The sequence below is a fragment of the Fontibacillus forbon genome (assembly GCF_046559655.1).
GTDB lineage: Bacteria > Bacillota > Bacilli > Paenibacillales > Paenibacillaceae > Fontibacillus.
This window is the reverse complement of the sequence record NZ_JBKGFV010000001.1, coordinates 61,452-87,446: the sequence shown is the minus strand read 5'-3', so window position 1 is coordinate 87,446 and position 25,995 is coordinate 61,452. Positions and strand designations below refer to the sequence as shown.

Below are 25,995 nucleotides of genomic sequence, written 5' to 3'. Positions count from 1 at the left end.
CCTTGATTGACCGGCCCTTCCCATGCCAGTTATTGATTGATCTTGTCAAGCAACCGCGAGATGATTTGCGCACTTTCTGCACGGTTTACTTTTTCATGAGGCATGAAAAAGTCCATACTGCGGCCGCTGATTAACCCAAGTTCCTGTGCAGCAGCAACCGCATCTGCAGCCCAGCCGCTGATCAACCCGGCATCTTAAAAATTACTCACTTGATGAATGGCAGCTGAATTCTGACCTGTATGAATTAAATAAGCTTTGTAAATCATTGCCGCCATTTCTTCACGGCTCGGGTCACGTTTTGCTTGGGTGCAAATGCCGCATCGCTTACCTTACACCGCGAACCTTAACTTTTCTCATTCAAGAGCCCCTTTCACATTTAATAAACCGCTTTCAATATGCAGGAGTAAACTTCCTGAATATCTATGACTCTCTTAGCCTACAGGCAAGAAGCGCCTAAGCGCTTCTCTACCAAATAGACTGCATATCCCATACTTCCAAAGATTTGACAACGGGTTCGCCGTCTCCCCAGATCTCTAGCCCCAAAGCGTCCTCACGGCTCGGATATACCCGTGTCGTCAGGCTTTTCAATCCATTGGCATAGGCTTCGACCATAGAGCGGTCCAAATAGATGTGAAGCTTTAAATTCTCACCTGGCAGTTCCAGCTTTCCGCCCTGAACTCCTCTGCACTTTTCTCCCGGATGAAGGGTCGTTTTTGTCCGATCCACCAAGAGTTTAGCTTCATTGAAATCATAATACAGCAGAGTTTCCTCATCTCCATCGGGTGTACGCCGAACCTTGATTCCGAGTTGTGTGGCACTAGCCGGCTCCAGTTCCAGTTGAATCTCAAGCATGTCACCCTGAACGTCCCTTAGCAATACATTAGCCTCGGCCAATGACTTGTCACGGAACGATAGCCGCTTGGCACCGCGCAGAGACTCCATCTCCTGAATCGGCTCGATTCCCAGCCGTCCATCATCCCGCAAATACACGCTGAGTGGCAAGCCGGCGTTATGAGCCCAGCCCGATTGATACTCCAGTTCGGACGTTCGGTCGCCTTGGGCGATCGTAAAGACGATATTTCTGCCGGTTTTCGGATCGACCATTCCGCTAGGACCCGTAAAATGGAAATCGCCGACGTCAATCAATTCCGGCTCCTCTTGATCGGGAATGAAAGACAGACTTTCTTTGTCTAACTGTCCGATCCAATAGAATACCTCGACATCGGCGCCTTTTCCGACAGGGCTTACCAGTAAAAGATGCTTGTTCTCACCCTGCTTGTCGATGCCAAGGGGAAGAAGGACAGGGAGCTCCCAGATGGGTCCAAGATAGGGGAACTTCTGAATGTCCGCTTGATAAAATGGCCCTTTGTACGTCCAATTCATCATATCTTTTGAAGCAAATGCCAGGGCGGCACCACCTTCGCCATCGATCCCCGATCCGACCAGGGCATACCAGCCGTCATCATCTTTCCAAACGAACGGATCGCGAAAATCACCGAATGCGCCCATTCCCTTCTCCTGTACAATCAAAGGCTCCGGATGTTTGATCCATTGAACCAGATCCGGGTCACCATCCCGGGTATAAGTACTCCGGGCCAGCGCCACGCTCTGATTCGGCGAAGCACTGTCATTCCCCGCCGTAAAGAACAGGACAGGCAGACCGTCCGCATCATAAGTTGCGCTTCCCGACCAGATCCCGTCCGGTGCAAGCTGATCCATTTCCGGCGCCAGAGCTACGGGAAGATCACGCCAATGTACGAGATCCTCACTGACCCAATGTCCCCAATGAATTTGATAGAAGAACGGCCCTAACGGGTTATGCTGATAGAACAAATGATATTGCCCCTCAAAATAGATCGGCGCATGCGGTTCGTTCATCCAATGAGCGGGGGGGCTGGCATGATACTGCGGTCTGTGCCGATCCAGCAATAATGGTGTCCGATCCAGCTTGATCGCATCATATTGAAGCTGAGGCTTGACGCCACCATGCACGGAGTCCAGCACATGGCGATAAGAAGCGGCTACTTCCTCTGCACTTAAGACCCGGTTATATATTTTCAGTTCATCGATAATACCGCTAAACATCTGGAGGTTGAATACCCCTCCCCACTGGCTGCTGTGATTATTCTTGCCGATGAGCAAATCCATGCCCGCGGCCTCGGCGAGGCGGGAACCGCGAGGCACGACAGACGAAGCAATTTCACTACCGTTCAAATACAGCTTGATTTCGCCTTGATTCCCATCGAATACAGCATTTACGTAAGACCATTCATTTTTAGGCAGTTCATGACCGTCCCGGGACCAGATTTCCGTCCAGTTCCCATCCTCAAGCCCCACCTGAAAGGACCAACTGCCGTGTCGGAACATGCCAAGCAGAAACCCCTGCTTTCGGTCCATATTATGGCAGTTTACAATTGCCGCCAACTTTCCTTCATAGCCCCAATCATAGGTGCGCGGCGCAACCCATACTCCGATGCTTAGTGCGGATAGTGGTTCCGACCCGCTGGTTGTGTCTCCTCCACTGACCAAATGGGTAATAGAAGTCGAGTAACCGTCGAACAGGAGCCCGTTTCCCGTTACTCCCTGTCTCCACTGCGGGCCGGTCGGTTCGGTAAACTTTGCTTGATTAAATACGTGCTGAATCTCATCCCGGACTTGAGATACTTTCTCCAGAGCGCTTGCTCCGGCCCCTTCATCAAAAGACCAATACATGATTAATCCCTGGTCACCTATTGGGCGGCTCATGCATCATCCCTCCCTACAGTCAGCTCAGCAGTGCTGCCGGGAATAGTAATAGATTTAAGCGTATGGATCTGAAGCGAATCCACTACAACCTGCCCTGATTGCGTGCTTACTTCGACATTCTCAATAGGAGCGTCAGGGAAAATTTGATCCGTCAGTGCAACCAGGCCATGATCTGCATACACTTCAATCGAATTGCGGTCCAGCCAAATATGCAGCTTGATCTTTCCGTTCAACGCAACCATTCCGGCACCGTGTTTGCACGCAAACGATGAGTGGAAATCCGTAACCCCCGATTTTGAACGATCGATGAACAACCATTGGCGCTCAGGATCGTATCCGATCACAACCTCACTCTGCCCAGAAGATTTCAACCTGATATGAACCTCTTTACTGGACCGGATATCGATATCCGCCTCAATTTCCAGCAAATCTTCATTTACCTTCTGCAAAAGTGGAGCCTCCGGTTTAACAGTAACGTCATTCCAGCGGATGGACCCTTTTCTCAGCTGCTCCATTTCCCGGACAGGCATTTGGGTCAAGGCCACACTTCCGTCCCGGTCGGTCAGTGACAAAACTCGTGGTAGAGTCATAGCCCCTCTCCAGGAACCGGTAGGCGTCTCGTTGGCATACTTCCAGTTACTCATCCACCCGATGATCACGCGGCGTCCGTCTTGCTCGGGGACATCCGACCAAGTGACTCCCGCATAATTGTCTCTGCCATAATCCAGCCACATGATATGATCGGCCGCATTGTCATTAATAAACTTATTTCCGTCGAACTCTCCGATAAAATATTGCGTACGCGATCCTTCCGGACCATCGGGATTATCGCCGATGCTTATGATAAGTACCCATTTGGAACGCCCGGTGTCATCAATCGGTAATTCAAACAAATCAGGGCACTCCCAAACTCCGTCATGAGAACCTTCTCCTTTACCGAATTCACCGCTCAGCGACCATTCACGCAGATTTTCGGACCGGTAAAACCGGACATGGTCTCCCGCAACAAGAACCATAATCCAACACTCGCTTTGCGGATGCCAGAACACCTTCGGGTCCCGGAAGTCAACCATCTCCTCCTCTGCGAGGACGGGGTTCCCTTCATATTTGTACCAGGTTTGGCCTTTATCGCTGCTGTATGCCAAGCTTTGCCGCTGGCGCGGCTGTCCGGTCTCCGGATGTGTATCCGCATGGGTAAAGAGTGCAACCAATCCATGAGAATCTTCGAACAATCCGCTGCTATTCTTCCAATCCACCACGCAACATCCGGAGAAAATAGCGCCGTGCTCATCCGGGAACAGAGCGATCGGCAGATGCTCCCAATGAACCAGGTCTTTGCTTACTGCATGGCCCCAATGCATAGGTCCCCATTTATTGCCGTAAGGATGGTGCTGATAGAATAAATGATAGCTTCCCTCGTAAAATACCAATCCGTTCGGATCATTCAACCAATGGGATGGAGGCGAAAAATGAAACCCCGGTCTGAAGCGCTCAGCATTGTGCTGTTTATTGGACTCTATCATCTGGTTGATCTCTTCTGTCGACGGCATTGCTCCAAGAGCCCCCTTCCGTGTTGTTACCAATGCTCCGCCAGCATTAGCAAAAGTCAGCATGCTAACGATTTGCTGGTTTGTCAGATCATTCAAGGAACTTCCCGTTTCCAGAATCTTATACAACAAGCATCCCAGAAAAGCATCCCCGGCTCCGGTTGTGTCGATGACCTTGACTTGGAACCCAGGCACATATCCATCCTGACCAGCCAAACGGTAATAGCAGCCTTTTTCCGCTAAAGTAACGACGATCAACGCGATACCAAATTGCGCTTGAAGTTCCAGCGAGCCTTTTTCAACATCACTGGTACCCGTTATAAAAGAAAGCTCTTCTTCCGATATCTTCAAGATATCGGCATACTTCATGCCCCAAAGAATGTTCTGCTTTGCTTCCTCCTTACTGTCCCATAACGCAAAGCGGACATTCGGATCAAACGAGAGCAAAACGCCTGCTTCCTTAGCCTTTAGGACTGCCGTTCTAGTTGCCGTTTGGGCCGGTTCATGGGTCATGGATAACGTGCCATAATGTAAGACCCTGCTTGCTTCCAGCATCTCCAGCGGAACATCCTTTACGTGCAAGAAGGTATCCGCTCCAGGTTTCCGGAAGAAGCTGAAGGATCGATCTCCTTTATCATCCAGATGAACAAATGCCAGTGTTGTATTTGCTTCATCTGTATTAGAAACTCCGGACACATCAACCCCGATGCTATGCAAGGTATCGTGCAGCAAGGCACCGAATTGATCCGATCCAACCTTGCTAATCAGTGCTGAGCTGGCTCCCAGGCGGGATAGCGCAGCGGCTACGTTTGCCGGAGCCCCTCCAGGATTGCATTCAAACTGCTCGTTACCTCCCGCTGAACGTCCTGCCGGCGTAAAATCAATCAATACTTCCCCGATAGCGATGACATCAAGCACAGTTTCTCCCCACCTATCATCTATTTATTTATTTTTTTAGATTTTCGTTATAACGATCCAGCCCTGTTTGGTAAATCTCCATTAATTCACTCAGGCCCATCTTCTCCAGTGTCTTTACATAGCTGTCCCACTGCTCATCTACGCCGCCATCAACAATGAATTTACCTCTTTGCGTATTTACATACTTAATCAATTCGGGCTCAATCTTGTTGATTTTGTCCAGTTCCTCCGGTTCGAAGAAGATGCTTGGATAGTTTTCCTTTTCCATGTACGCATTGTAATATTGCTCCAGATCTTTAGCACGCTGCTGGGCACGCGGCTCCATATCTACAACTTTTCCGAAGTCATCGAAAGTAATGACGCCAGGTGCGCCCGATCCCGGAGCAACTTGTTGACGGAATTCACCTGCAGAGGAGGTTCCCTCAGGAAGCGGCAAATTCACCAGTTTTCCGTTCTCGTCTTTCTTATACACGATATCCAGCGGACCCCAGTGGATTTGAGCAGCCATGTAAGGTTCAAACTGCTGGTCGATCCAACGCATGGTGATTTCCGGGTTACTGTTTTCTTTTGTAATTACAAAGGAACCACGTCCTGGACCACCGCCATTGGCGCGTCCAATTGTTTGATCTCCATTTGGTCCTTTCAGCGGAGACAGCAGAACATAATCCTTGGCGCGTTCGGTTCCGACAACTTCTTCGACTTCCCACCAGACATAAGATCCGAGCGTCTCCTCTGCCGTTTTACCTTTGGCCAGATACTGTGCATCATCCTGAGTGAAGGATTCGGGATCAATCAGGCCCTGCTTATACCATTTTTCATGGATATATTTCAGAGCTTCCTTATATTCAGGCTGTGTCGCGGTAAAAATAACTTTCCCGTCACGGACGACCCGGTGCTCCAGGTTATCCGGAAGTCCAAAGGCCGCGAAAAGGCCGGCAATATCCGAACACCACTGCATGTGCCTGAAGCTTAACGGGATTTCATCCTGCTTTCCATTGCCATTCGGATCCTGCGTTTTAAAAGCCACCAGAGCTTCTGTATATTCATCCAGTGTTTGTGGTACCTTCAGCCCCAGCTTATCAAGCCAGCTTTTATTGATGACGTGAAAGAAGGGGTTGGTTCCCAGGTTATTCTCTTCAAAGGATGGCAGCCCGTAGATGTGTCCATCCGGTGCTGTGATCGATGATTTGATATCAGGCCGGCGATCGAGAAGCGCTTTCAAATTAGGCGCATACTGTTCAATTAAATCCTCAAGCGGAATAAGGGTTCCGTCTTTACCGTAATTGATTAACTCGTAATCAGTGAATCCGGCCATATAAAAGGCATCCGGCAAATCATTGCTCGCGAGTAACAAATTTTTCTTTTCTGCATAATCGGCTTCAGGAATGTTCTCCCATTTGATCTTTACGTTCGTTTCCTTTTCCAGCCGCTTGAAGATTTCCATCTCCGAGAACACGGGTGCCAATGAAGCTTTCGGGGACACCATCTTTAATGTGACAGTATCGTTTACAATCGGAAGACCGGTTTTGTTGAAATTCAGTTCTTGATCCGGACTATTTGCTTGGTTTTTTGACCCGTTACCGTTGTTTCCGTTTCCCGAACATCCGCTAAGCATAAACGCTCCGGCTAACACAACAATCCCTGCATTTTTGAATAAAGACTTCATGAACATAACCTCCCTTTTTTTCATCCAACAAGTTCAAAATCACAGATCGCTCTCTTCGTTGCTGTTCTATGGCATTTATCTGAATTTGCTGTACATCCCCCCTTTCAAGCATATGTCAGCATCAGCCCTTGATCGAGCCGATCATCACGCCTTTAACAAAGTACTTTTGCAGGAAAGGATACAACATCAACAGCGGCAGACTGGATACCATGATGACACCGTATTTAATCAGTTCTGTAACGCGCATTTTAGCTGCGTAGGATTCTACATCGATCATCATGCCGGAATTGACCTGATTCTGAACAAGAATATTGCGCAGCACTAATTGAAGCGGATACTTGTTTTCATCGTTCAGGTAGATCAAAGCGTCGAAGAAACCATTCCAGAAACCGACAACATGATACAGCACCATGACAGCCAGGATCGACTTGGACAATGGCAGGACGATGCTCCAGAAGAATCTGGTGTTGGAACATCCGTCAATCGATGCCGCTTCCCACATTTCATCCGGTATGGAAGATTGAAAAAATGTCCTCACGATAATCACATTGAATACGCCGCCTGCACCAGGAATAACTAGTGCCCAGATCGTATTCAGCATGTGAAGATCCTTGATCAGCAAATAGGTGGGTATCAGCCCTCCGCTAAAAAACATGGTAACCATCAAAAACCACATGATCGCCGATCTTCCTACCAGATCTTTACGGGCTAACGGGTAGGCCGCAAATACAGTCACGGCTACTCCAATTATCGTTCCCAGGGTCGCGTATAGAATTGAATTGGCATAACCGATCCATATGGACGAATCATTAAAAATCCGTTCATAACCATCCAATGTGAAGCCTTTAGGAAACAGCCAGACCTCACCAGAGTAGATATAGTTTGGGTCACTGAACGACGCAATCAGTACAAAGTACAACGGGAATAATACGAGCAGCATAACTATGGACAATAGAACAAAGTTGATGATGTCAAACCATATGTCTCCTCTGCTCTTTCTCTTCATAAATGGATTCAAGATGATTCCTCCTACCACAGACTAGTTTCTGTCATCTTTTTAGCGATCCGATTGACGGTGACAATCAGGATAATATTGATAAGCGAGTTAAACAGGCCAACTGCCGTAGAAAAGCTGTATTGAGCCTTCTGTATCCCCATTTCATACACATAGGTCGGGATAATATTGGAGGTACCATAATTCAAATCGCTCTGCATCAGAAACGCCTTTTCAAAGCCGATGCTCATAATGTTACCGAGGGCGAGAATCAACAGAATGACGATCGTTGGCAAGATGCTTGGAATATCCACATTCCATACACGCTTCCATTTGCTCGCTCCATCCATGGTTGCCGCTTCATGCAGTTCCGGATTGACTCCTGCAAGAGCAGCGAGGTAAATAATGGTCGAAAAACCAGTCTCCTGCCATATCCCTGACAAAATATACAGAGGACGGAACCAGCCTTCGTCGGCCATAAACAGAATGGGGTCTCCTCCGAACATGGTAATGATATGATTCACAATTCCGCTATTTGGAGACAAGAAAACATTTAGCATACCGACAAGTACGACGGTAGAAATAAAGTGCGGTGCATAGATCACAGTTTGCACAAATTTTTTGTATCTCTTCCCAAGCATCTGATTCAGCATCAGTGCGATAATGATCGGAGCCGGAAAGCCAAACAATAACGAAAGAAAACTGAGTGAAAGCGTATTCGTGATGATAGTCCAGAAGTTATAGGAGTCGAAAAAATCTATAAAGTGCTGAAATCCTACCCATTCACTTCCCCAAATCCCCTGACTTGGCGAAAAATCCTTAAAAGCAATTTGAACCCCGTACATCGGGTAATATTTGAAGACGAGATAAAGAATAATAATCGGCAGCAAAAACAGATACAGCTCATAGTCGCGTTTAATTCGGCTCCATCTTTTTCGTTTTGGTTTGATCGTGGAATGATCCAACGCGCTGGTTCTTGAATTCACTCTTATACTCCCTTTCAATGTAAAGTAATCAGCTTTTTTGAAATGAAACGTTTCCAATTAATTTAAGAAAAAAGATCTATATCATAAATCAACCGAAGGAGCTGATGTTTTTCAAATATTTATAAGAGTTGATTTTCACTTGAAACGTTTCCAATTCTGAACAGAAAAACTTCAGTTGGTAAGTCCATACTGGATGAACTGATGTTTTTCCTGCCAAAAGGGGATCATGTAGTTTCGCCTTGCTTAAAAATGACGGGGATACGGTACACTTGTTGTTCTAAAGGTTTACCCTCGATCTTGTTATAAAGCAGTCTGATCGTCATGCGTGCCATCTCTTCCACCGGCTGCCTAATCGTTGATAAGATAGGATGAAAATAAGGATGATCCTGAATGCCGTCATAACCAATGACCTTTACATCCTCTGGAACACGAATGCCCTGCTTGCGTGCTCTTTCTATATAGCTGGCGGCCAACATATCCGTAATAGCAAAAATGCCATCCACATCGCCATGCTCATTTAGAAACTCGTTAAGATAGGCATTTTCATCCACAATGGGGTCCGGTTTCTCGTAGACCACAACATCGATTCCCAAAGTTTGTGCTTCATCAATGAACCCTTTTTTCCGGTTCATGGTTTCACTGAAGACGGAAGTAACGCTGCCCATAAAAGCTGGTTTCCGGGCTCCTGCCTTAACAAGTTCCCTTAAAGCTAGACGTCCTCCCTCGTAATTATCCGAAGTCACGCAGGTGATTTTCTTGTTAAAGTGTCTGTCGATACTTACGATCGGAATATCGTTGCTAACATTATTCTCGATATCATTGTAAGTTATGCCGACAATACCAGCCACTTTGTTTTGCCGAAGCATATCCAGATAATATAGTTCCTTTTCGGGTTTGCCGCCGCTATTACATAGCATAAGCTTGAAGCCTTCACGGTCCAATTCATCCTCAATGTAATAAGCCAATTCAGAGAAGAAAGGATTCCAGATACTTGGGAGCAATAAAGCAACCATTTTGGATTTCTGCATCTTAAAATTTCGAGCTACTTCATTAGGAATATAATTCAGTTCTTGTATAGCTTCTTCCACTTTTCTGCGTGTATTGGGTTTTACAGCGCCAGAATTGTTAATGACTCTGGACACGGTACCCACAGCAACGCCAGCTAAGTTAGCTACATCTTTAATGCTTGTCATGTAACCCCCCCAACTCTCTTATGAACCATATAATATCATCAAACTGGAAACGTTTCAATAATTATTTTGGAAACGTTTCAAAATATGGATCAAGTAGTCTTCATAAAACAGGTAGTCTTGGTTGCAGGGGAGGGATTCTTGAACAAAATAAAGACCGAGCATGGCTCGGTCCAACATTAAGTTATGTTATATTACACCGGTTTCGATCTATGGTATAGATACCTCATTACTTCTTTGTCACTTGCCCCCTCTGGCCGACATGGAAAAGTAATTCATCTCGCTTGTGAGACGGGTTATGGTTCCGATTCTTTTCTCTATTGAAATCTCCAGACCTTCATCCGAACAATCCCGGCGGTATTTCCCTTCTACCAGCTTCATGTCGATAAAATCGACGACCTGCTGCAGCGAAGCGATTTGGCTGACAATATTCTCCCGGTGGCTCTTTAAGAGCTCCACTAGCTCGGGATATTCCGCAGGATCGGTATCGACGGAGACCGTCAAAAAAGGCCGCATTTCCTCTAGCGGCATCCCCGTTTTTTTCAGGCATGCGATCAGTCTGATCGTATCGATGCTCTCCTGTCGATAGATGCGGTGCCCGTTGTCCTTCCGCTCTGCACGGGGCAAGAGCGCGATCTTTTCGTAATAACGGATCGTATCCTCAGTCATTCCGGTTTGCTCGGCGGTTTGTTTTATCGTAAAGGTTTGCTTTTCCTTCATTTTGCCCCCTCCGTAGATTGCGTTTTGTGCATTATATATCTTGGAGCTGGCTCCAAGTCAAGTCTCTTACTCTTAGGAAAAAACTTTGTTTTCGCGCCTTGACTTGGAGTCGACTTCAAGTTATAGACTTTGCTCTATCAAATAAATATTCCGAAACAGGAGGAAATGCATAATGAATATAAACCCGCGAGAACATACCGCATTGATTACAGGCGCCAACGCCGGGATCGGTTTGGAATTAACCCGGAAATTGCTGTCGGAAGACTGGCAAGTGATTGCATTGAACCGTTCCGGTTTTCACGAGGACGATCTGAGCATCCAAAACGCAATCAAGAAGGGAGCGCTGCGGATTTATAAAACAGAGGATCTTGCCGACTATGCCAGCCTGAAACGTACTTTGGAAGAAATCAAAAGCAAGGAGCGTCGGATCGATATTTTGTTCAATAACGCCGGAGGATCCTTTCCCGAGCTAAGCTATTCGAAACAAGGACGCGAGAAGCATTATGAGCTGTTGACGGTCGTTCCGTATATTATTCTGATGGAGTTGAAAGAACTCCTAAACAGCGGCAGTTTAAAAAAAGTAATCAACACCTCATCCTCCGCACAAAAATTTACGAAAGATTTTTCGATCGATATCCTGGAACGTCCCAAAACCTTCCGCAAGCTGATTGGCCCTTACGCCACCTCAAAGCTGGCTCTTTCTCTCTGGACTCACGCCATCGCGCCGCAACTTGCCAAGGACGGTATCCAGATCCGCAGCGTTGACCCCGGCGGCAACAATACGCTAAGAAAAGGGAAAACATCCGGATTGCCCTTCCCGGTTGGCATATTAATGAAGCTATTTTTCCCACCTCCTACTCGCGGCGCTGACAGACTGTATGAGGGAGCACTCGGGGAACACCGGAATAAGACCGGCGTGTATTTGGTGAAAGGTCAGGTTGTGGAATTAAAATTTATAGACCATGCGCGGAATGTATTGGACAGAATTCAAGCGATTTATGAACAGGAATTTCTCCGTTCCGAATAAAAATAACGCCCTGGCGAAAGATCCTTATCTTCTCCGCCAACGCGTCATTTAGATGATTAGTGTATATTTTTCTTTCTGAAACTGCCGCCTTTAACCTCGGCTACATCATACACGACCACAAACGCATTCGGGTCGAGTTCATGAATAATTTGTTTGATCTTGCTGTCTTCCAGACGGTTAATGACGCAGGTAATTTCTTTGTATTGTTCATTGGAATAGCCGCCGTAAGCATCCGTATAGGTTGAACTGCGTCCTAACCGGTCGCGAATCGTTTCCACCATTTTTTCGGGTTGATTGGTAATGATCTTGAAGGTCTTCGACCCGCTCAAGCCTTCTTCAACAATATGTATCACTTTGGATGCGATAAAATAAGCGAGTGCCGAAAGTATAGCCCCCTGTAATCCAAATACGGTCGAGACAACAACGAACACAAAAGCATTCAAGAATAGAATTAAGTCACTTGTCCCAAAAGGGAGCTTCCGTGACAGCAATACAGCTAACATGTCGATCCCATCCAGCGCTCCGCCATTTCTCAATGCCAAACCCATCCCGAAACCGATGATAATTCCGCCAACAACGGTAACTAATAGGGTATCCCCCTCAATAATGGTCGGTACATGGTGCATAAGAACCGTGCCGACCGCTAGTGAGGCAATACCGAGAATGGAATAGAGGGCGAAGCTTTTACCAATTTGTTTATAACCCAGCCAGACAAAAGGAATATTAATTACGGCAATTAGCAGCCCTAATGGTAATCCAAACAGCTCTGAACCGACGATACTTAGGCCTGTCACACCACCATCCGACACATTATTGGGTATTAACACGGATTCCAGGCCATACGCTGCTATAAAAGCTCCTATAATGATCAATAATCCTCTTGATAATATTCTTAGAATCCTTGAGTTTTGCTTACTCTTTTTATCCATCTAACTTCCCCTTTCAGAATTAATGAACCTCTACATAAAGATCGCTTAAATAAAGCTGATAAAAACCAGTCTATAATAATTATCACTACGAAGGCAAATAGGAAGCTAAAGAGACCACCATCTCTCTGAACGAATGTGATGGCTGACATCAGCTAAAAAAGAAAAAGACCTGCACCAAGGCAGGTCAAGCAGCTTCATGAGCGCCCACTTCTCAGTTCGCGTAGATTTCCGATATCACGCAACGTTAATCGTGAGGGGAAAATCATACAGATTGATCAAGCAGCGTTTGCGCTTCGGACTTTACTGTTGCTATTGCTTCATCAAGGTTTTTTTGTCCTTTTTTCACAAGTTCTAGTTCTCGACTTAATATCGTAGCAAAATCGTTGAAGAATTGATCAGGTAGCTTGTACCAATCGTCACTACGTCTTGGCAATTTTGATCTTAATTGATAGAACGGCTCTAAACTGATTCCTTCATAATCGGACATATATCCTGATCGACTTAATAACAGTTGCTGACCTAACAACAATTCATTAGATTCGGAGCTAGCACGAGCATACTCTTCACCACACACATACTTAATAAATTCCCATGCTGCATCTTTATTGACTGATGCTATATTAATAGCGAATATATCGCCTGGAGTTACATACGTGGATGTAGGATCAAGGGGATCGACGGGTCCAGCGGCAATACCCAGTTCAAAGGGTACATAATCGTTCAAATCATTCTTAAAATGATCCATAAGTGCCAGCGACCTTACAGATCCAATATGCATAGCAGAACGCCCCATGAGAAATTGTTGGCTATTATAAAACTCCTCAATCGTTCCACTAGTGAATAATTCATCCATAGCATTAAAAATAGCTCCCGATTGGTCTGCCTTGATAGCGGTCTGAATCACTTTCTTCCACGCATCTGTATCTATGGCCACCTGCATCTTATCTGTGTTAACGATCGACAATCCTTCAGCCTGGCTCATCTTATCAATCAGTGTAACTAGATCCATAGGGGCTTCATACACATCTCCACCGATATATCCGTAAACTCGTGTCCGTTTATCCCCTTCCGTAGGAAAACGACGGGCAAGATCAATGATGTCGTACCAACTCATTCCATCAGGTGGTAATTCTATGTTATTTTTCTTGAACAGGTCCTTGTTATAAAATATCGCCTTGCTTGAGAATGACGGAGTAAGCCCATACAATCCACCACCGCCCAGTTCACGAAACTGATCAACTAAACCAGGAACAAACCCATCCAGATTATACTTATCTCTGGTACTAAGCGAATCAAGTTCAGCCAGTATTCCATCGTTAATTTGATTTTTAAACTGAGGAGCATCCAGAATCAAGATATCCGGCTGTTCTTCACGGATAAACACTCTGCATACACCTCATTCTTTGTTCTATCACCCATATCTATGTAAATGTCTGCATCACTGATGACTTCAAATTGGATATGGTTATTAAGCGTGGTGAACCAATCTCCATATTGCTTGTAGAATAATTCCGAATCATGATAGATAACCTTAAGCGTAATCGTCTCTGGATTCTCCTTTTGTTCAATCGGACCCTTAGATTCACTTGTACAACCTACTACTATTAGGCAACTAATAACAAGCATCGAAAGTACTTGCAACCATGTTTTGTTCATCATCGACTCCTTTCTCTGCTCAACATGCAGCATAATCATTTAAAAGGTACTGTCTTAAAATCATCCCAATTAATGGTCATGTCTTCCGTTGCCATGCCTTCGTCCGGCTCTCCCCCCCCATCTTCTCCACTAACTTTCCTAGCAAGGACTGCTTCATCAAGGGCAGCTTGCGCGTCTCGTTGAATCATATGCAGCGCTTCATCCAGGGATTTTCGAGACTCCTCTACTTGGATCAATTCACGATACGTAATCTCCCCATATTTTTCTTTGAATTCATCCGTAATAATATTATCATTAGGATCATCATAGTAATTACTCGGCGGCACGGAGGTTAAGTGATAGAATCCATCTAGGTTAATCCCATAATAACCGCTTGTTTGACCCATTCGTGAAGGTATTCCATTGTCAGGCCTTCTCGCCAATTTGCCTGCAACCTCATCGCCCTGCATAAACTTCAACAATTCCCATGCAGCATCTACATTGGAGGAGTTAGCACGAATCGCATATACATAGTCATTATTCAAATTCAGATCTCTTGTAATTTCTCGGTTAGACGGATCCGCTGGACCTACCACCATCCCTACCCTAAAGGGTTTAACCCCTGATTTACCACTTTCTATATAGTCAAGTACACTATATGCCCAGCTAGGTTCATCAGCGATCAACATTGCTTGCCGCCCCATAACAAAAGGTTGCTGTTCATTGAAATCTTCATCCGCGTTAAATCCTCCCTTATGCAGGGCATTCGCTGATAACGCCACTTGAGCTTGTTCGTACGCTTGCTTCCAACCTTCTGTATCCATTGTAACTTGCATTGTATCAAGGTTTACTGCCTTTAATCCCATAGATAAACCGATCCTCACACCTAGCTCATCTAGAGGGTGTTCTTTGTTTAACCCAAAACTCATGAATCCGCCGTATATCCTGGATTGCTCATCTCCACCGTTAGGAAATCGCCCTGCTAAGTCGATAAGTTCTTGCCAAGTCATCCCGTCGTGCGGCGGCTCAATTCCATATTGATCGAACAGATCCATATTGTAAAAAATGACTTGTCGCTGAAATGTAGGCGCAAAACCATACAACTTCCCACCCCCTTGCTCCCTGAGAAAGCTGGTGATTGAAGGATAAATCGTGTCGATATTGTAGTGATCCCGAACTACTAGCGGTTCAAGATCTAACAAAAAACCTGCGATAACCGTTTATAGTCATAAATACTTAGCTGAAGAACATCCAGTTGTTCTTGTTCGATTGACTGTTGCAGAGCTTGCACATAGTTCGAAGCAGTCTTCTCAAGCTTCATACTTTTGGGCCTGACAAGCTCAATCTTAATCGAACCGTACTGGGCATGGAACATGTCACCGTATTTATCATTAAAGTATCTTTTTTCATTGTCGCGATTCATCACCTTCAACTTTGAAACGTTAGGCTCCGGCAAGCTTGTACAACCTGTCATTCCAATAATAAGTGAACCTATAAGCAGCAAAGATATTAAATTGAACTTGCGCAAACGGAATCCCCCCTTTTTGAAATCGATAATCATGCAACATATTCAATACTTAATTGCAAATTCATATTTATGTATTTTTTCACGAATGAGCATTTAACTAAGTGACTTAATTCACAATCGATCTTAGTAACACACTAGTCTCGGCGGATCAAGTTGGCAAGACTTCTGTGTTTACCAAAAAGGAGCATTACAGTTCATGCATGACATGTGACTGTTATGCTCCTTCACTTGCCCTTTTTTTGATTAATCAACAACTAATATAGTTTCATCTGTATCGATCAAGTCAATATAATCTTCTGACAACCATTCATAGTAAGTTAATCCAAGTTTCTGTGCTATTACATATGCAGGGGGTTCTTCTAAATCAAAGATGTCTTCATTTACATCAAACAGCGATTCGATTCCATCGGTTGTATTTCCCTGCGAAATTATTAGTTCATTAAGGAAAGTTAGATTAAAATGACTCTTTTCAAAATGAATTTCTTCAGTCCAATTACAACTATACTCAAATTCGATTTCGGACTTCTTAAATATCCTCAGATCCCATCCATGATCCTCAGCATAAATATAATGAATCAGGACACCTGGATTAAGTGAAATTATTTTTTCATCAATATCAAAAGCCTGTCCTTTCAATACAAAAGTAACCCATCCATTCTTCTCCGGAAATACATAACCCTTATTGTTTGATGCTTTAATAAGACCTACTACTATTTGTGGATTGTCAGCTTTCAAATGATAACTTTCACTAAATTCACTCATTTATAAGCTCCTTTTGTTTTTTATTTAATTATTCTGTAAGATACATGGAATTCCTTTTTATTCAATAAGCACCTAATTAATGAAAACAAACAATATTGCAGGCGAGGGTATTACATTCACAAAATAAAAAAGCAGACCGATTCTCATCAATCTGCTCGTAGAAACTATAATTAATCTTTGTATAAAACTATTTCTTCTTATAAAACTCATGATACAGCTTCATAAGCGCTCTTTTCTCTATCCGCGACACATAACTCCGGCTGATGCCGAGCTCCTTGGCGATTTCGCGCTGGGTCCGTTCTTCTCCCCCATGTTCCAGCCCGAATCTGCCCTTAATAACTTCCTGTTCCCGCTCATCCAAAATGTCGAGGTTCCGGTAAATCTTGCTCTTCTCCATTTTGAGCTGGACCCGATCCACGACATCGTCCGCTTCCGTACCCAGAATATCTATCAGCGTAATCTCATTTCCTTCTTTGTCCATTCCGATCGGATCGTGAAGCGATACGTCCTTACGGGTCTTCTTTAAGCTGCGCAAGTGCATCAGAATCTCGTTCTCGATACAACGGGCCGCAAATGTGGCCAGCTTCGTGCCTTTGTTCGGACGAAAGCTCTCAATCGCTTTGATCAGTCCGATCGTTCCGATCGAGATCAGGTCTTCGAGGTCCTCGCCGGTGTTGTCGAATTTCTTGACGATATGAGCCACCAGCCGCAGGTTATGTTCGATAAGCAAATTGCGGGACACCGCGTCACCCTCGGCCATCCGCTGCAAATGCTTCGTTTCCTCCTCTTCCGTCAAAGGCTGGGGAAACGCATTGTTTTTCACATAAGATACGAGCAGAGTCAGCTGTTTGATGAATAAAGCAATGGCTGTAAACAATCCGGGCATAGAAGACACCTCCTGCTGAATCACTAGAGCAACCTAAGCATTCCTTCCGGGTCACTTCAATTGTATGTGGGTAGGAGCCTATCTGTGCCTGTACGGGGGAAAATGAAATGCTCTGCTCAAAAATAAAAGCCCCACGGAAATCATTCCGGAGGAGCCTTCCATGGTTTTACACCTTAATTCTCGCCGGTATTACAAAATAAAGGACAAACGGTTATTTCATCAAACCTACGACTTTGACCCTTAATCTTGTCGCATTCTCCGGATGATAAGCGAGCGGAGTTTCCTCCACTTCGACCAATTCGATCGTACCTGGGTCCGCTCCGGCCAAGACGGCTTGTTGTACCGCCTTTTCCTCGGCATCCTTCAACGAAGCCTCGCGCGGTTCCCGCGAATAAATATAGATCTGCTCGTATTGCCCGCTGATTTGGGCGATCGAGGCGCCGATCGCATTAGCCACACTGCCGTTTTCCGGTTTGATCATGCTCGCTACCCCGCGAATGGAATCCGGGATAATGATGCTGCCCCCGCCGACGAGAACGAGCTGAATGTCATCGGACGATGTCTTCATTTTATCGATCGCTTGCTCGACGATGGCCGAAATTTCGGCTTGCGCAGCTCTGGCGAAGTCTTCTTCGATGTGGGACACCAAACTCTTATCCCCTACATCAGCAAGTCCCAGCCGGACGGCGATGTCCGTGGCCGTTAGTGTACTTCCTCCAAACACAAGTGCTTCTTCGCTAATCTTGTACCCTACGCTATCAGGTCCAACCGTGATCTTACCGTTGTCAGCCACGCGAACAATGCTTCCACCGCCGAGTCCGACGGAGATAATGTCCGGCATTCTGAAGTTGGTTCGGATATCCCCGACTTCGACCGCAACCGACGACTCTCTCGGGAATCCGTCCTGCAGCACCCCGATATCCGAAGTCGTTCCACCGACGTCAAGCACCATCGTATCTTTGATCTGCGCCAAATAAGAGGCACCGCGGATACTGTTCGTAGGTCCGCAGGCAATCGTGAGGATCGGAAATTGCTTTGCATAGTCGATGGACATTAAGGTACCGTCGTTCTGACATAAATACACGGCCGCATCCGTAATTCCTTCTTCTTCCAACGCATGGATAAACCCTTGTGTCGTCGTCTCAATCACCTTGCATAACGCCGCATTCAAGATCGTCGCATTTTCACGTTCAATGAGACCGACCGAACCGATCAGGGAAGAGCAGGAAACCGGAAACTCCTCTCCATATACCTCATGAACAAGATCACGGACACTCAGCTCTTGGTCATTCTTAATGGAAGAGAATACGCCGATAACCGCGATGGATTCAACCTTTTCCCGCCATTCTTCCAAAAGCGCCCGGATTTCATCCTCATCGACCTCACCGAGAACTTGTCCGTCGTATTCATAGCCGCCCCGAACCAAAGCGTAATTCCCCGACAGCTTCTCGACCATGTCCTCCGGCCAAGCCGTGTACGGAACGACGGAAGCCGTTGCGGGATAGCCCAAACGAATGACGCCGACCTTCGCCAGCTTTTTGCGTTCCACGATCGCGTTGGTGCATTGCGTAGTGCCGAGCATGGCATGCGTAATTAAGGTTTTATCGATATTCGATTCCTGTAGCAAATTCCGCAATGAGGTTTCAATCCCTGTCTTGATGTCCAGACTGGTTGGAGATTTCACGGCGTGAATCAATTGATGCCGCTCATCCAAAATTATGGCGTCCGTATTCGTTCCACCCACATCGATCCCGATTCTATACATGATCAGCCACCGCCTTTTTTACCAATTCTTCAATCGGAACATAATCGTAATCGTATCCAAAGTATCTCGGCCCCGCGGTTTGAATTCCCTTGTCCGTTCTCCATTTTTCATGGGCAGGGAGCCCGATCACCCGCACGCGTTTGCCGTATTTCAAGCTCTCGGTCGTCACGGGCAGCAGTGTTTCATAATCTACCAGGCAAAGCAAGTCCGGGGTCATCCCAACTACCTGACCGTCCCGTTCCGCAACGAGATTTTCATTTTGAAAATGAACCTGCATGTTGCCGCCTTTATGGGCTTCGATGCCTTCCAGATTCATTTTGCCGAGGTTGAAGCCTCCCTTGGTTTCCCGGATCACATCGACGATTTTCCCCTGGAACAACTCATAGCCGGATACCAAGCTTAACAGTTCTTGCAGTTTCTCCTTCGCATCCCGATGTTTCGAGGAAATAATCTCCCCGATTTGTTCGGACAAGGTAACGATATGATGAACCCCGCTTTTCTTCATTTGAGCCCCTGTCGTCGGGTACAAGCTAACCAAAGCGCTGGCCCCCATTTCGACCGTGGCTACACGAGCTAAGCGTTCCGTCCATTTGTTATCGATCGTTTCGAAAATGCCGATGTTTCCCTTTTCATCTGTAATCGCCATCGGTGTTGCCGAAATGCCGTCCAGGTTGAACGTCACCATCTGAAGCTCGGGAAAGGCTCTGCCCATGCCGTCGCAATCGACCAGCGGCAAACCAAGCTGCGCTGCAACGACGATCGGAATCATGGAATTGACGCCGCCCGCTTCCATCGGGTAGGTGCCTGCAATTTTATCTTTGCCCAAGTACTGGGCCAGCTTTTGAAACACCTTCACAAACTCGCTTCCGTTCGGAAATTTCTCCGTTGATACGGAAGGCGCACCCATCATGGCCGCCGGAATAAAAAAGTCTTCGTTGCCGATTTCGTCGACCGAAACCAATTTGACCGGCCCGTTCTTCTCAATGGCGGAGATGGCCATCAGTTTGCCGATATAAGGGTCTCCGCCGCCGCCCGTTCCCAGGAATGCGGCTCCGATTGCAATATTTTCAATAGCAGCTTTATCTAGATATCTCATTGATTTTCCTCCAATAGGACAGTTTTTGAAGCCGTTAAACGATAGCCCGCGATATACAGGACAAATGAAATGACAATGCCGAGCAAGGGTTGATTGGATACTTGAGGCAAGCCCGGGAATAAGGACAAAATGACGGGAGTACAAGCGATGACCGAACCGACGAGCCAGGAATAGACGCCCAAGCGATTCACACCCTCCGTCTCCTTCCAACTGTGCTTATCTCCCTTGTTCATCACCCAGTACGATGCAATCATTACACCCGCAACCGGTGGGACCATCGCCGACAAGATAGACATCACAGGTGTGAAGTAATCCAATATGCCGATGACCGCCAGCACGGTTCCGATCAGCCCGGCAACCCCTACGGCCCATTTTTCCTTTTCCTTGGATACGTTAAAGACATTGATTAAGGCGAAGCCGCCCGAAATAGCATTTACCATATTGGTCTTCCATGCCGCCAGTATAAGAACGACACCGCCGATAAACGGAGTAGCGATATTCAAAAAGACAGCCGTAACATCATTCGTTTGGTAGGCCAGTGTTAGAACGGCCCCTACACTGATCATAAGGACGCCTGCCGGAATAATTCCGAAGATCGCCGCTTTCCACACATCGGAACGCTTCCCGGAAAATTGCGAATAATCACCGGCAATGACCGCGCCGAGCGCAAAAGAACCCATCGTTACCGCAAGACCGTCCATAAAGCCCATCTTCTGCTCGGGCCTGTAGCTTGAAATAAGCTGCACAGTTTCTCCGTTTAACGCCTGAATCAGACCATAGACGCAAAGGACGACCAGCAGCGGAACGGCAACATAGCTTAGAACACGCAACACTTTTATTCCGTACATGGCAGATACAACCATGACCAGGCCGCTGATTAAGGAAGCTACAGGAACAGGCATCGCGATATTAAGCTCCGCTAACAAATTCGCCAGCGCCGCCCCGCACACATTGGCCTGAATCCCAAACCAGCCAAGACAGGCAATGGTCAGAATGATGGAAAGAATGGTACGTGATCCTTTTTTACCGAATACCTGACTCGCCACTTGAACGGTGGTCTTGCCTAGATCCGTGCTTTGGATTCCCTGTAAAATCATGATAGCAACGATAATGCCATACCCGATCAACGCAACTGTTAATGTCTTGGATAAGCTCATTCCTGTGATCAGCGTGTTCCCTACCAAAAGACCCGGTATACTGATCATGGCTCCGGCCCAAACGATCCCCAGTGTGAACCAAGACTGAGTTTTCTCTTTATTGCCCATAACTTCTGTCCCCCAATCTTGATCGATAACTAAAAACTATTGTTCTTATTGTAAAAGAACCGGGAAGGGCCGTCTTTTTCGGAAATAAAAATAAAAATCCGAATTTTTGTCGTTTGGACAAAGACTCGGATTTAGCAGGTTTAGCTGTTTATTAACCGGTAGATCATGCAAGCCAGGTACACATCGTAAAATTCGGAATTCTTCGTGATATCGTATCCCAGCAGCTCGCTGATTTTTTTGACGCGGTATTTTACTGTATTTTTGTGAACGAACAGGAGTTGGCTGCATGCATCAAAGCTCCCCTTCGCATCCAGCAGGAACGTCATCAAGGTTCTGACAGATTCCGGATCCTCCAGTACAGGAGCAATCACGGACATCCACTCCTCCACAACCTCCTCGCCCTGAACGCTCAAATCCACGGCCCGCTTCATGGAGCGAATTTCCGCCGCCGTAAACCATTTTCGCTCATGATAAATGAGATGGATCTGCTTCCTGACCTGATTCACAAGCTGATACATCCGCCGCACGTCCGTCGTGTTTCTCATCCTTGGCGCGTATACCATTTCGGATATCGAAGACAAATAGCTCGTCGTCTCCATATACTCTTCGGCAATTTCGATTTCATTGGATTTGTACGAACCGTTGCCCAACAGAACAACAATGCAGTAGTCGATCGTCTGGATGACGGCCGTTTGATAATATTTGGAGAGATGTTCCGCAAGGTCCTCCCGGATGTCTTTTTCCTCCGATAAATCCTCAAAGTAGACGAGCCACATCATCTGAACCGCCGCAACGTCGATATGAAGCAGATGGGCGAGCCTCCGCATCTTCTCGCTCTCATCGTTGAGGATCGCTTTGACCAGAGCGTATTCGCTGACCTCGTTATGCTTGTCTCCCCAAAGATTGACGGCCACTTGCACGACCTCGCCGATCTTATCGATGGTCTTTACCGGCAGCTTCGCATTTTCTTTAATGACAAACAGGTACAGCGCCTCTCCATTCTTCTGGCGAATGATTTGATGACCGATAAAACAAGCGGGATCGTTGTTCTCTCCCCGTGCCCGGCCGTCAATATAATGAGGCGCGTATTCCCGAATAAGGCTCACCACGTCCAAGGTCGAGTTGCGCGGCCACATGACTTGATTGGCAATGTCCAACTGCGTATTCGTCAGTACGAGATTGGCTTTCAGCCGGTCGGACAACAATTTCAGCATAATTTCCACACTGCGCGAATGCTCCGGCAGGAACGATACTTTCTCCAGCGTTTCATTAACAAAATTATCATTGATCGTCTGGTTGTCGAGCACAATCGCTTCCATCACTTCATAAATCACTTCATTATAACGAAGCGAGATATCGTTCTCGGGCATGCAGATGATGATAAAATTATGCGATTCGGCTATTTGCAACACTTCCGCCGGGATTTTCGGAACGATGATTCCTACATAATACAGAATCAGTCCCACTTCGCCGAGATCAATCAAGTACTGGATCGTCTCGCACTGTTTCTCCACGCTGTCCTTAATCGTGTATAAGGAACTGATTACAATCTCTTCCGCATACCATTCCTCCTGAACGGTTTGAACGATTTTGGAAGAAAAATCGGCGTTCGACACCTCCAATACGGATAAGGAGGAGACGATGCGATGCAGGCTGCTCCTTCCGGTCAGCACCTTGGCTCCTCTAAATGAAGGCAATTGCAGCATATCTTTAACGGTTACCCCATGTTGTTCACCACTTTTTCTTGTTCACGGATTGTTGAAGCTATTCCTAAATTTTAAAGTGAATGGGGATGAAAAGCCAATCGATTAAAAAAAGGCTGCCTTATCCATAGATTTCCCGATTTCGAGCTATGATATAATGATGGCAGCCTAAGAAGGAGGGGTACGTTTGACGACGATTCATTATGTTGAAAGCAATACGTCACACGCCGGTAATTTTGTGGTCGACGTGCCGGTGGGCTATCACTGGCTGCTTGTTCTCACCAAAACCCCGGCTCAATTCTGGGTCGACGGGGAGCTCAAGACGTATCCCGCTCATTGCGCCGTCATCTACCGTCCGAACCAAAAAGTCTATTACCGTTCCAGCGCCGACCAGTTCGTCAATGATTGGATTCGCTTCGAGACCAACGAGCCTTACATAACGGAATCACCGCTGCCGACAGGTGTACCTTTCGCCTTGATCGATCCGGAATATTGCGGCAAGCTGTTTGAATTGCTGGTCATCGAACACAACAATCAGCGGGACTATAAACATTCTTCTCTCGACTGCTTGCTCCGTACGCTGTTCAACAAGCTGCTTGAATCCTATTTCCACGACGGCGAGCTAACGCCGCAATACCACAATCTATTGAGGCTGCGGACCGCGATTCAGAACCATCCCGGCGATGACTGGTCGGTCTCGAAAATGGCGGAATACCTTCAGATCAGTACAGGCTATTTACAGAACATTTACAAGAAAACCTTCGGCGTTTCCTGCATGGATGACGTTATCAACCACCGTATCCGCATAGCCAAAGAATACTTGATTCATAACACGCAATCGATTGCCGAAATTTCTTCCCGTTGCGGATACCAAAATGTCGAACACTTCAGCAGGCAGTTCAAACAAATCACGGGCCACACGCCAAGAAATTTCCAGAAGCTTAACAGTGCTTTTTCTTAAAATATTGCTGTACAAGAAACTTCATCATTTCGCCCGGTTCCTCTTCGAGATATTCGGCCCGGTCCGCAAACAGCATTCCGTACGGAGTTTCGGGCGTGAGGGGGTTCCATCTAGGAAGCTCCTCCCCGGTAGAATCCTTTCCGTTCGGGTCTCCGGAAGCAATGAAGTGTGCCCAGTAATTGCACATTTGGCGAGCCAAATCATAATGTTTGCCGACGAACGGCCTCCAGCATTTGGCGAGTGTCTCAAAGAAAAACCAGAGATCCACGGAATGGAAAGTACCGGGGTTATCCCAGCCTGGGATGTCCGCATCGAAATTATAATAATACAACGGAGTGTTGGCGCCGCTATCGGCATTAGCCTGTGCGGCTAAGCGGATGGCATACTCGATGCCGCTCACCGAGGCTCTCTTCTTGGCCTCCTCAATGTCGACTGACTGACCGCCGCACAATTTCAGGAATTCTTCGGCTTCGTTGCCGAACATATCTGCGGCCATCTTCTCGAGCTCACCCTGCGTTTCGACATTCGGGACGCTGAAAAACTCGGAGGAGGTATGGCCGAACATGACCGGCACCATCCAGCGTTTATTTTGCAGGAAGCAATCAAACGGGTTGCCAACGTTAAATCCCCCGTCTCCCACGGTTCCCCAGAAGCCCTGGTATTCCACCGCTTTGTCCCGCAGATAGGTTCCATCCAGCCGCCGCGCTTCCTCAAGCGAGGAGACGCCGAGATATTCAAAAAATGTGACGCCCGCCCGTTCCGCTTCGCCCAACTCTGTCCAAAAATTAGGCATGCCTTTATTAGGATAAAGGGACGTAAATACTCCGCTTTGAACAATGGCTCGCTGAAAGAGACCTTCGTTCTGAGGAGATGCAAGCTGGCTCAAGACACTCCAGCCCCCCGCCGACTGTCCGCCGATCGTTATATTGTCCGGGTCCCCGCCAAATGCCTCAATATTGCGCTTGACCCATCTGGTAGCCGCCTGCTGATCGAGATGGCCGAAGTTAGCCGGTGCGTCCGGCGCTTCCGCCGTGATTTCAGGGTGGGCTAAAAAACCGAATACGTTCAAACGGTAATTGATCGTTACCACGACGATTCCTCTTCGTGCGATACGTTCGCCGTCAAACTCCATCTCCGCCGTATGTCCGACCTGGAGCCCGCCGCCGAAATACCAGACATACACCGGCAGCTTCTCATCGACGCTATTGGCCGGCGTCCACACGTTAAGATACAAGCAATCCTCATCCATCGCGATATCCGGTTCTACGGCCCACTCCCGGGTATAAATGTTGTTATCGTCAATCTCTTGTCTTACCTGCAAGGAAATCGGTGCGAATTCATATGCTTTAAGCACGCCTTCCCAATTTTCCGCCGGCTGGGGGGCACGCCATCGGTTCTTTCCTACCGGCGGAGCGGCAAACGGAATCCCCTTAAAGCTTGTAATCCGGGGATCCGCTGCCGGCAGTCCCTGAACCATCCCATTTTCGACTTTTGCGACTCGAAGCATAACCAACGCCTCCTATTCTTTTCCGGCCGTTCCCGGCGATTCAGAAAATTATAAAATGCGCCCCTGCTGAAAACAATGATGCATCCTCACTTGTAATTGATTTATTCTAATATTGATTAAATTCAATAATGATATAAGTCTATTTATTAATAACGTTTATTCTAT

21 protein-coding genes are annotated in these 25,995 nt (G+C 46.7%); 2 read left to right on the top strand and 19 right to left on the bottom strand.

The features are described from left to right. Window positions 1-29: 29 nt before the first annotated feature. The 8 genes from ACLB09_RS00330 to ACLB09_RS00295 all read right to left on the bottom strand — a co-directional run bounded on the left by ACLB09_RS00330 (window position 30) and on the right by ACLB09_RS00295 (window position 10,766). Window positions 30-185 (bottom strand): S-layer homology domain-containing protein, encoded by a 156-nt coding sequence (locus tag ACLB09_RS00330; RefSeq protein ID WP_410767756.1) that lies wholly within the window; start codon window positions 183-185, stop codon window positions 30-32. Window positions 186-465: 280 nt separating this feature from the next. Continuing rightward, entirely contained in the window at window positions 466-2,745 is a 2,280-nt protein-coding gene (locus ACLB09_RS00325; protein ID WP_410767755.1) for a GH32 C-terminal domain-containing protein, read from the bottom strand. Then, on the bottom strand, window positions 2,742-5,210 hold the full coding sequence (locus ACLB09_RS00320; protein ID WP_410767754.1) for a PfkB family carbohydrate kinase: 2,469 nt from the start codon (window positions 5,208-5,210) through the stop codon (window positions 2,742-2,744). Before ACLB09_RS00320 ends, ACLB09_RS00325 begins: the two co-directional genes overlap by 4 nt. A 28-nt stretch (window positions 5,211-5,238) precedes the next feature. Further along, window positions 5,239-6,876: an ABC transporter substrate-binding protein gene (locus ACLB09_RS00315; protein WP_410767753.1), complete on the bottom strand. Its 1,638-nt coding sequence runs from the start codon at window positions 6,874-6,876 to the stop codon at window positions 5,239-5,241. Window positions 6,877-6,997: 121 nt separating this feature from the next. Continuing rightward, entirely contained in the window at window positions 6,998-7,894 is an 897-nt protein-coding gene (locus tag ACLB09_RS00310; RefSeq protein ID WP_410767752.1) for a carbohydrate ABC transporter permease, read from the bottom strand. An 11-nt stretch (window positions 7,895-7,905) separates the two neighbouring features. After that, a complete protein-coding gene (locus ACLB09_RS00305) occupies window positions 7,906-8,856 on the bottom strand; it encodes an ABC transporter permease (RefSeq protein ID WP_410767751.1) in 951 nt (316 codons plus the stop codon). A 224-nt stretch (window positions 8,857-9,080) separates the two neighbouring features. Beyond that, window positions 9,081-10,049, bottom strand: coding sequence for a LacI family DNA-binding transcriptional regulator (locus ACLB09_RS00300; RefSeq protein ID WP_410767750.1), 969 nt, complete (start codon window positions 10,047-10,049; stop codon window positions 9,081-9,083). Between the two features lie 237 nt (window positions 10,050-10,286). Continuing rightward, window positions 10,287-10,766, bottom strand: coding sequence for a MerR family transcriptional regulator (locus ACLB09_RS00295; protein ID WP_410767749.1), 480 nt, complete (start codon window positions 10,764-10,766; stop codon window positions 10,287-10,289). A gap of 172 nt (window positions 10,767-10,938) precedes the next feature. On the opposite strand from ACLB09_RS00295, the gene ACLB09_RS00290 reads away from it, so the two are divergent. Beyond that, complete coding sequence (locus tag ACLB09_RS00290; protein WP_410767748.1) at window positions 10,939-11,793, top strand: SDR family NAD(P)-dependent oxidoreductase; 855 nt, start codon at window positions 10,939-10,941, stop codon at window positions 11,791-11,793. Window positions 11,794-11,849: 56 nt separating this feature from the next. Here ACLB09_RS00290 and ACLB09_RS00285 read toward each other — a convergent pair whose 3' ends face one another. The 10 genes from ACLB09_RS00285 to ACLB09_RS00240 form a co-directional block, all read right to left on the bottom strand. Continuing rightward, complete coding sequence (locus tag ACLB09_RS00285; protein ID WP_410767747.1) at window positions 11,850-12,722, bottom strand: YitT family protein; 873 nt, start codon at window positions 12,720-12,722, stop codon at window positions 11,850-11,852. Between the two features lie 262 nt (window positions 12,723-12,984). Further along, a complete protein-coding gene (locus tag ACLB09_RS00280) occupies window positions 12,985-14,106 on the bottom strand; it encodes an extracellular solute-binding protein (protein WP_410767746.1) in 1,122 nt (373 codons plus the stop codon). A 307-nt stretch (window positions 14,107-14,413) separates the two neighbouring features. Next, entirely contained in the window at window positions 14,414-15,559 is a 1,146-nt protein-coding gene (locus tag ACLB09_RS00275) for an ABC transporter substrate-binding protein (protein WP_410767745.1), read from the bottom strand. Next, window positions 15,553-15,885: a hypothetical protein gene (locus tag ACLB09_RS00270; protein ID WP_410767744.1), complete on the bottom strand. Its 333-nt coding sequence runs from the start codon at window positions 15,883-15,885 to the stop codon at window positions 15,553-15,555. The genes ACLB09_RS00275 and ACLB09_RS00270 overlap by 7 nt, the downstream gene beginning before the upstream one ends. 243 nt (window positions 15,886-16,128) lie before the next feature. Continuing rightward, window positions 16,129-16,647, bottom strand: coding sequence for a hypothetical protein (locus ACLB09_RS00265; RefSeq protein ID WP_410767743.1), 519 nt, complete (start codon window positions 16,645-16,647; stop codon window positions 16,129-16,131). A gap of 187 nt (window positions 16,648-16,834) precedes the next feature. Further along, window positions 16,835-17,533, bottom strand: coding sequence for an RNA polymerase sporulation sigma factor SigK (gene sigK, locus ACLB09_RS00260; protein WP_410767742.1), 699 nt, complete (start codon window positions 17,531-17,533; stop codon window positions 16,835-16,837). A 211-nt stretch (window positions 17,534-17,744) separates the two neighbouring features. Then, complete coding sequence (locus ACLB09_RS00255; RefSeq protein ID WP_410767741.1) at window positions 17,745-19,298, bottom strand: hydantoinase/oxoprolinase N-terminal domain-containing protein; 1,554 nt, start codon at window positions 19,296-19,298, stop codon at window positions 17,745-17,747. Continuing rightward, window positions 19,291-20,394, bottom strand: a complete 1,104-nt coding sequence (locus tag ACLB09_RS00250) for a DUF917 domain-containing protein (RefSeq protein WP_410767740.1) — start codon at window positions 20,392-20,394, stop codon at window positions 19,291-19,293. The genes ACLB09_RS00255 and ACLB09_RS00250 overlap by 8 nt, the downstream gene beginning before the upstream one ends. Then, window positions 20,391-21,659, bottom strand: coding sequence for a cytosine permease (locus ACLB09_RS00245; protein WP_410767738.1), 1,269 nt, complete (start codon window positions 21,657-21,659; stop codon window positions 20,391-20,393). The genes ACLB09_RS00250 and ACLB09_RS00245 overlap by 4 nt, the downstream gene beginning before the upstream one ends. Before the next feature lie 140 nt (window positions 21,660-21,799). Further along, window positions 21,800-23,365, bottom strand: coding sequence for a PucR family transcriptional regulator (locus ACLB09_RS00240; protein ID WP_410767737.1), 1,566 nt, complete (start codon window positions 23,363-23,365; stop codon window positions 21,800-21,802). Between the two features lie 184 nt (window positions 23,366-23,549). Between ACLB09_RS00240 and ACLB09_RS00235 the strand changes: the two genes are divergently transcribed. Beyond that, window positions 23,550-24,323 carry a helix-turn-helix domain-containing protein gene (locus ACLB09_RS00235; RefSeq protein WP_410767736.1) on the top strand — a complete coding sequence of 258 codons (774 nt, stop codon included), beginning with the start codon at window positions 23,550-23,552 and terminating at the stop codon, window positions 24,321-24,323. Here the strand turns inward: ACLB09_RS00235 and ACLB09_RS00230 are convergent. Next, on the bottom strand, window positions 24,304-25,830 hold the full coding sequence (locus tag ACLB09_RS00230; protein WP_410767735.1) for a carboxylesterase/lipase family protein: 1,527 nt from the start codon (window positions 25,828-25,830) through the stop codon (window positions 24,304-24,306). The genes ACLB09_RS00235 and ACLB09_RS00230 overlap by 20 nt on opposite strands. Window positions 25,831-25,995: the final 165 nt, after the last annotated feature.